Raw genomic sequence first — 6386 nt, 5'->3', positions numbered from 1 at the left:
TCGCCAGGGTGCGCACGCCGTCGGTGCCGTGCAGGTGCTCGGTCACGCCGAGGCCGTAGACGATGGCCGGCCGTTTGGCCACCCCGTACAGGCGTGCCGCCGCGACCAGATCCTCCGCGAGTATGCCGGTGATCTCGGCCACCCGGTCAGGCGGGTAGTCGGCGAGTATCGCGGTCAGCTCCGGCAACCCGCCGGCGCGGTGTCGCAGGAATTCCTCATCGATCAGCCCCTGCGTGAGCAGCACGTTGGCGAGGCCGTTGAACAGGGCGACGTTGGTCCCGGGGCGGGGCCGCAGGTGCACGTCGGCGTAGCCCGCGAGTCCGACGGCCCGTGGATCGGCCACGATCAGGCGCGCGCCGTGCAGCACCCGCTGGAGCAGCCGCGCCCCGACGACCGGGTGCGCCTCGACGGGGTTCGCGCCCACCACGAGCAGGCAGTCGGCGTGCTCCACGTCCTCGAAGGCGTCGGTGCCGCCGGACAGGCCGAACGCGGCGGTCAGCCCGGCGGCGGACGGGGAGTGGCACAGCCGCGAGCAGTTGTCGACGTTGTTGGTGCCGATGGCGACCCGCATGAACTTCTGGATCAGGTAGTTCTCCTCGTTGGTGGCCCTGGCCGAGGAGATCGCCGCCACCGCGTCGGGGCCCGACTCGGTCACCGCGGCCCGTAGCCCGCGGGCGATGTGGGCGAGCGCCTCGTCCCAGCTCACGGGCTCCAGTCCGGAACGGCGGCGCAGCAGAGGCTGGGTGAGCCGTTCTGGAGAGCGCAGGAATCCGTGGGCGAAGCGGCCCTTGACGCACGCGTGCCCCCGATTGACCGGGCCGTCCTTGGCCGGGCGCACCGCGGCGACCTCGCCGTCACGGGTCAACACGTCCAGGGCGCAGCCGACGCCACAGTATCCGCAGGTAGTACGCGTGCGAGTGAGCGTGGCCACGTGAGTCCCGATCGGCAGCCCCGGCTCGGTGAGAGCGCCGGTGGGGCACGTATCCACGCAGCCTCCGCACGCGACGCAATCCGATTGTGCCCAGAGGCCGCCGGTGCCGGGCGCGACCACCGTCTCCGAGCCGCGCCCCACCAGCGTGAGCGCGAACGTGCCCTGAACCTCGGCACACATCCTCACGCAGCGACCACAGGCGATGCACAGATCCCGGTCAAGATGGACGAACGGATGCGTGTGGTCCAGCCCCCTCCCGGCACCGCCTTGAGCGGCTTCCGGCCCGATGCCCAGGGCTCGGCACACCAGCGCCAGCTCGCCATCCCCCTCGAGCACCTGCGGTGGAAGCGCCGAGACGATCACCTCAACGGCGTCATGGCGCAATCGGCGCAGGTCCTCTTCCTCGACGCTCACCTGGGCGCCGTCCACCGCAGGAGTCACGCAGGCGGCCACGACCCGCCCATCGAGCCGTACCAGGCAGGCCCGGCAGGAGCCCACGGGCGTCAGCCGGTCGTCATGACAGAGCGTGGGCAGATCGCGGCCCGCCGCCCGCACCGCCACCAGCACCAGCACCGAGGCCTCCTCCGGGAGGTCGACGACGGCGCCCTCCACTGTGACCCTCATCCGCCCCACCCGCGCAAACGCTCGCCATATGCGCGGACCAGGCTCCGCACCGCGTGCGGCAGCCGACGGCCGAACGCACACAAACTGGCCTCGCCCATCACATCCAACATGCGGGCATAGGCATCACCAGGTGGGGCACCGGACCTGGCCTGCTCCAGCCCACGACGGGAGCCGACCCGGCACGGCGAGCACGCGCCGCAACTCTCCGCCGCGGCGAACGCCCACACGTGCCGCAGCACATCCAACGGGTCCAGCCGCCTGTCGACGGCCACCAACCCGGCATGACCCAGCGCGGCGCCGTAACCCGCCAGCCCCGCCTCCGTGAGCGGAACGTCCAGATCCCCTTCTGCCAGGAAGCCGCCCAGCGGGCCGCCGACCTGCAGCACACCGAGCTCGGCGCCCTCCCGCAAGCCGCCGCCCAGTTCGGTGACGATCCGCCGGACCGGCACGCCGAGCTCAACCTCATAGCAGCCGGGCCGGACGAACCGCTCCGACAGGCAGACCAGCTTCGTCCCGGCCTCCCCGGGCGCGCCCCGGCGGGCGTAGGCCTCGCCACCGCGGCTGACGATCCACGGCACCGCGGCCAGCGTCTCGACGTTGTTGACCACCGTCGGCGCATCCCACAAACCCTGGCTGGTCGGGTACGGCGGGCGTGCCCGCGCGCAACCACGACTGCCTTCGAGACCCGCCATCAACGCCGTCTCCTCGCCCGCGACATAGGAACCGGCGCCCGCCACCACCTCCACATCCAGATCCACGTCGCTGCCGTGCACCCCTCGGCCAAGGTGACCGTCCGCGCGCGCCTGCTCCACGGCCGCCCTCATCGCCGCCAGCGCGCGCGGATACTCCGAACGCACCAGCACCAGGCCGCGACGAGCCCCGCAGGCGAAGCAGGCCAGTGCCAGCCCTTCCAGTACCCGCGCCGGATCGGCCTCCATCAGCAGCCGGTCGGCGTACGAGCCGGGATCGCCCTCGTCGCCGTTGGCGATGACCACCGTGTCCGGCGAGCCGCCCGCCGCCGCCCACTTGGCCGCCACAGGAAAGCCCGCGCCGCCCCGGCCGCGCAGCCCGGAGGCCTCGACCTGCGACCGGACCAGCTCCGGCGAGTGCCGGCCGACGGTTTCCACCCAGGTCCGCCACGCGACCTCACCTGCCACGATCCCGGCCAGCACGACCGGGTCCCCGGTGGCGTCGGTGGCCGGGATCGGCGGTGCCTGCGGCTGTGCACGTCCGGCCACCTGGTCGACGACGTCCGGGCCGACACAGGGTGTCTCGCCGTCCAGGCAGGCGGGCCCGGCGTAGCAGTAACCGAGGCAGCGGACCGTCTGCAGGGAGACGCCGGCTTCCCGGTTGAGATCGTCATCAGCTGTGACACCGAGCACGTCCCGGAGGGCAGGCAGATGCACTCCCGCCTGCGCCGCGAAGCACGCGGTCGCGGCGCAGACCCGCACATGGCGACGCCCATGCGGAACCGCCAGGTCCGCGTAGAAGGTGGCCGGACCCAGCCCCGCCGCAGCGGGCAGCCCGAACCGTCTGGCCACCTCCGGCGCCCAGCGCTCAGGCTCTTCCCCATGCTCCTCGGCACCTTCGGCAAGAGCCTCGATCAGGCGGACACCTGGCCGCCCGCGCCGCTCAGCCAGGGCGCGAAATGCATCGAAAGGATCGCTTCACGAATTTCTTCCTGCCCATTTCCCGGATAACAGACACCCGCTCACCTGCTCCTACCTGCGGACTCTCCGCCGACCGCGTGCGTCAGGGATCAACTACATCAGGGGCGGCGGCAGCGTAACCGCCGCCCTGGCCTGCCCAGGACCTTTGACCAATGACACACGAGCAAAGTCCCTGCCAGTGCCGCATCAGGCAACGTTCGCCCTGTTGACTACCTCGCGGGTCACCGAAGGCAGACCGAATGGACAGGCAGGACGCTCAGGCGCCGGTGAAGGCGAGACCGTGGTCGGCTGCGTACGCGGCAAATACCTCCGCGGGTGTTCCATCCGTATGGAGGAAACGCTGGTCAAGGATGGTGGCGAGGTCTTCCAACGCACCAGCGAGCAGGTCGGCCATCAGACGTGCCGGCCCGTGCAGCCAAGGCCGAGGTGATTTGCCGCCCGAGCTGGGCCGCGTTTGGAGCCTAGGCTGCTGGCACCGTTGGTGAACGCAGACTCGCCGCATCGGAGATGCAGCCAGGCTGTCGGGGTGGCAGCACGAGTACGCGTCCGTGAGATGGATGACGAGGGGCAGCGCCTGTTGCGGATCATCCGCAGAGGCCCCGGTCGGTGATGCCCTGGCGGCGGGCCCAGATGGCTGGGGCCCCACAGGGCATGCCCGTGGCGAAGATCGCCGAGGTGACGTTTACCATTGTGGCTGGGGTGAACTCACGGGCCAAGCTCGCCCGGCCAGCACCGGGCGCCCCCACCTTCGCAACTCGTGGCGACCGTGTTGCAGCAGCCGCTGCTGCATCTCCGCGCTCGACAACCCGCGGCGCGAACTACGGAGATCGCGCAGGATCAGCTCAGTGGCCTCTTCCGGATCCATTCCGAAGGGCTGGACCCAAGGCTGATGCCAGCTGCTCATTGGCTCTGTGGACTATGGGGTGAGAGACCGCGAGTTGCGCACCTCTCCGCCCACATGCGGTTCCAGCGTGGAAAGGGCTGTGCTTGTCGAACTCTGCCTGTGGAATGACTCGTAGACATCGATCAACACCCGTCGCTGCCGCTTCGTGATGGTGGCATCGGCCAGGATGGCGGCTGGGACGCTGCCACAATTTCGGCCTGCGAGGGCTTCGAGTTGTGCGCAGAACAATTGGACCGCGATGCACAAGCTGTTGACGAGTGGGCGCAGGACTATGGCGCATGGCGTCCATCGAGCACGGCTTGCCCGGCTCCGGCTAGAGGCGAACATCTCGGCTGGCATCGAGAGTGGACTCTGGACAAACCGAGGCAGTCTCGCAGGGCGCGACACCGATCATCGTCTCGCACATAATGCCACCCGCCTCGACTACATACCGCAATAACGTGTTGCAATCTGTGGTATTGCCGGTGTGGCTACTCCGAACCCCAGTCCCGTTTCCTGGATTCACCAAAAGCGCGACCAAAGACTGCCCCGCTTCTAGGGCACCGGTTCGATCCGCGCAGAGCCCCCAGGCAGGGAGGGATGCGGATCCCATCGCCTGAGGCCGAGGAGTCTGGTTGTGTGCACATGTGGTGCAGTCTGTAGAGGCAGGCTCGTAGATCGTCAATCTGCTCCGATTTCGGGCTGTCCGCCGCGTCGAGGTCGATACGGCGGCTAAGCCCGGTGATCTCGGCATGTGCCCGGCTCATGGTCACGGTCGCCTCGCGCCGGCAAGCAACAACCGCAATTGCTACACCGTGCATATTGCACAGCCGGACACCATCCTGATAGCAGGGATCGCGTTGGTGTGGCGTGCCGCGGTCGAAGTAGCTTGGTGAACTCGCTGGACGTCGTGAACTGCGGTGCGCGAACTGATTGATAATCCTCGCTCAGTGGATTGGTTCTCCGTCGACATGACCGGCGCGAACACCGGCATGAGCCCGCTGATGGTCAGGAGTCGTAGCATTCGATCGGGCAGACCGATCAGCTCGAGCGCCACCCCCGAAGCGTGAGCCGTCTCGCCGCAGATGCGCAGCGCTCTTAGGCCCGACATATCGCAAAAGCTGATGCCGGAAAGGTCGAGCACAAGTCGCGGACCTGCGTCCGCGACCGCAGCGTTGACCAGCATGCTGAGCGGCTCAGCAGTCGCCAAGTCCAACTCACCCACGATCTCCATCACGGTCACGCCGTCAGACGCCTGCGTGATCACACGAAGCGGTCTGCACGATTGCGACATTGACTGGATGCTGGGTGCCAGATTGCCACCCCGTTTTCCTCGCTCCACTCTCATGGGAGCCCCCCGTATGGATTGAACTACAAGAAGGATGACAATTCGGACAGGAGTGTCCACAGGGCCGAAGGTCCCGATGAGGGCATCCAAACGGCCAGGAGTGACTGGCTGCCCCTTCGTCATGAACACGCCGCCCAGCGCGTTCTCACCGGTGCCCTTGAGAAACCCCGGTCGTAGGGCTGCCGCCGGAGATCCAGGCGCAGTTGGCCGAGGTGGTGAAGCCCCAGCCGAAGGTCTTGTCCAGGAACGCCCGCAGGAAGATCCTGCCGATCGAGATCCGGGCGATCACCCAGACCCAGTCGACCGAGTGCTTGCCGACGGGGGTGCGGCGTGCCTGGCGGGGGTGGCGGCCATGGCGGCCCCCTTTCAGCGGGGATTCGTCGTCCTTTGCACGCACCAAGCACACCGCCTGTGTCCTCTTCCCGGCACTGCCGTACGGCCCACCGTGCGGGACGTACGTCCCGCACGGTGGGTAAGCACTCCGGGAGTTGTCCCGCACGTTCCTCACTCGGCCCGGCTGGCCGGTGAGAAGCAGGCTTCCTCTTCTTGCGCGAAGTGCAAGGTCAGCACGGCATGGAGCCCCAAAAGGCAGGCCCACAGGTCGTCGATCTGGTCCGGCCTGAGCCCGTCCCCCGCGGCGAGCTCGACGTGGCGGCCAAGCCCGGGTCGCGAGCCTGGTGATCTCGGCGTGTGCCCTGCTCATGGTCATGGTCGCCTCGGGGCCGCCGAGCGGCCTGCTGGCGTAGGGCGCGACGAGCTCGCGATCGAAGCGGTGCAGCAAGGCGTTGGTGGGCGTCCACGTACAGACGGGTTCCCCTTGCTGGGCGCGGAGCTCGTGCGCGTTGATGATCACCGCGACATCGAGGCCCCTCCTGCAGAAGCGTGCCGACGGCCGGTGGAAGAGCGCCCAGAACCGCTACGAACATCGCG

The 6386-nt window shown here is 68.6% G+C and carries 5 protein-coding genes; all 5 read right to left on the bottom strand.

What is annotated here, in order from left to right; translation table 11 throughout:
* On the bottom strand, positions 1-1555 hold a 1555-nt coding region (locus ABZS69_RS50720; RefSeq protein ID WP_355387227.1), incomplete at its 3' end, for a molybdopterin-dependent oxidoreductase.
* Complete coding sequence (locus tag ABZS69_RS50715) at positions 1552-3195, bottom strand: NAD(P)H-dependent oxidoreductase subunit E (protein WP_355387241.1); 1644 nt, start codon at positions 3193-3195, stop codon at positions 1552-1554. The genes ABZS69_RS50715 and ABZS69_RS50720, both read right to left, overlap by 4 nt.
* A gap of 286 nt (positions 3196-3481) precedes the next feature.
* The gene (locus ABZS69_RS50710; protein ID WP_355387224.1) at positions 3482-3619 is read right to left on the bottom strand and encodes a hypothetical protein; all 138 of its coding nucleotides are present in this window, start codon (positions 3617-3619) and stop codon (positions 3482-3484) included.
* A gap of 1297 nt (positions 3620-4916) precedes the next feature.
* Entirely contained in the window at positions 4917-5375 is a 459-nt protein-coding gene (locus ABZS69_RS50705; RefSeq protein ID WP_355387221.1) for an STAS domain-containing protein, read from the bottom strand.
* Positions 5376-5601: 226 nt separating this feature from the next.
* Complete coding sequence (locus ABZS69_RS50700; RefSeq protein ID WP_355387218.1) at positions 5602-5853, bottom strand: hypothetical protein; 252 nt, start codon at positions 5851-5853, stop codon at positions 5602-5604.
* Positions 5854-6386 lie beyond the last annotated feature (533 nt).

The sequence above is a fragment of the Nonomuraea sp. NPDC005650 genome (genome assembly GCF_040605375.1).
Lineage (GTDB): Bacteria > Actinomycetota > Actinomycetes > Streptosporangiales > Streptosporangiaceae > Nonomuraea.
The sequence above is the reverse complement of the archived record's forward strand: the minus strand, read 5'-3'. Positions and strand labels throughout refer to the sequence as shown.

Coding starts and splice junctions, on each gene's coding strand:
- ABZS69_RS50710 (WP_355387224.1), bottom strand. CDS start 3,619: ATGGCCGACCTGCTCGCTGGTGCGTTGGAAGACCTCGCCACCATCCTT.